Genomic DNA, 1395 nt, shown 5'->3' with positions numbered 1-1395 from the left:
GCCCAGCCCTCCTCGCCGATCCCCCTCCGCCGTGGGGCAGGGCCGCCGAACAGCGGCGACTGCCCGCCGTCGGCGCCGGTCAGCCGGGTTGGCAGGTGGGGCACCAGTAGAGGTTGCGGCCGGCCAGCGTGTCCCGACTCACCGGCGTGGCGCAGACGTGGCAGGGCGCACCGGAGCGGCGGTAGACGTACACCTCGCCGCCGTGCCGGTCGACGCGGGCCGGCCGCCCCATCGCCTCCGGCAGGTGGGCGTCGCGGACCGTGTCGATCCGCCCGTACCCGACGGCCCGGGTCATCAGTGCGACCAGATCCGCCCAGAGCGCGTCCCAGCCGGCCGGGGTCAGCAGGCGACCGGGCAGCGTCGGCGGCACGTTGGCCCGGAACAGCGCCTCGGTGACGAAGATCAGTCCGGTGCCGGCCACCACGGACTGGTCCAGCAACAGCGCGGCGAGCGGGGTGCCGCTGCGCCGGATTCGGTGGTACGCCCGGTGGGGGTCGGCGTCGGCGCGCAGCGGATCCGGGCCGAGTCGGGCGCGCAACGCCGCCACCTCGGGTGGGGTGAGCAGCTCACAGGCGGTGGGTCCGCGTAGGTCGAGCCAGTGCCGGTCACTGGTCAGCCGCAGCCGGACCTGCCCGACCGGCTCGGGCGGCTCACCGTCGCCGTCGGTGAACCGGCCGTACAGGCCGAGGTGGATGTGCAGGGTCAACTCGCCGGCGTAGTGGTGCAGCAGGTGCTTGCCGTACGCCTCGGTGCCGTCGAGGACGGTGCCGCAGAGTCGGGCGGCGCCCTCGGCGAAGCGGCCCTGCGGGCTGGCGGCGGTGACCTTGTCACCGGCGAGGAGCGCGGCGTGGCGGGCCGCCAGGCGGTGGATGGTGTGTCCCTCTGGCACGGAGGCCAAGGGTACGCCGGCCGCCGGCCGCTCAATGGCGCCGGCCGGACCCGGCCCCGCACACTCACCCACTCGCTCCGAGTGCGCCAGGGTGCGGTGATTCCCGCCCGGGACATCGCGATTGCGGCGAACGGAGTGGATCACGAGAGAGGGGCACGGAAGCGGTGGCCGGGTGGGGCGGTGACACGTGTGGTCGATCGACGCACGGGGTACATCCCACCCGTATCCGCGTGGCTGCCGGCGACCCTTCCGAGGCCTCCACGCATCGACAAGGAGGTGTGACATGAACTTTCCCTCACTCACCCGGCGGGGTGACTCGTCCGTGCGGGACACCGACGGCGACGGACGGATCGACGGGCGGGACGACGAGACCACGACGACCGACCGGGACGCCGGGCGCGGCACGGGCACCCGTACGGCGGCCGGGAGCGCCACGGCGGTGACCTCCCGGGGCCCGTCCGGCCGGGTCGCTCCGGTCGACGACCTGCCCCGACGCAGCCCCACCC

The 1395-nt window shown here is 74.8% G+C and carries 2 protein-coding genes; one reads left to right on the top strand and one right to left on the bottom strand.

Going from position 1 to position 1395, the window contains the following annotated elements; translation table 11 throughout:
• Nucleotides 1–79: 79 nt before the first annotated feature.
• Nucleotides 80–889, bottom strand: a complete 810-nt coding sequence (locus tag E1182_RS30560; RefSeq protein WP_132271194.1) for an Fpg/Nei family DNA glycosylase — start codon at nucleotides 887–889, stop codon at nucleotides 80–82.
• A 283-nt stretch (nucleotides 890–1172) separates the two neighbouring features.
• On the opposite strand from E1182_RS30560, the gene E1182_RS30555 reads away from it, so the two are divergent.
• Nucleotides 1173–1395, top strand: a 223-nt coding sequence (locus tag E1182_RS30555) for a hypothetical protein (RefSeq protein WP_207914400.1), incomplete at its 3' end; no start/stop codon positions are given.

It is taken from the genome of Micromonospora sp. KC721 (genome assembly GCF_004348355.1).
Lineage (GTDB): Bacteria > Actinomycetota > Actinomycetes > Mycobacteriales > Micromonosporaceae > Micromonospora.
Note: the sequence above shows the minus strand (reverse complement) of the source record. Positions and strands in the feature narration are given on the sequence as shown.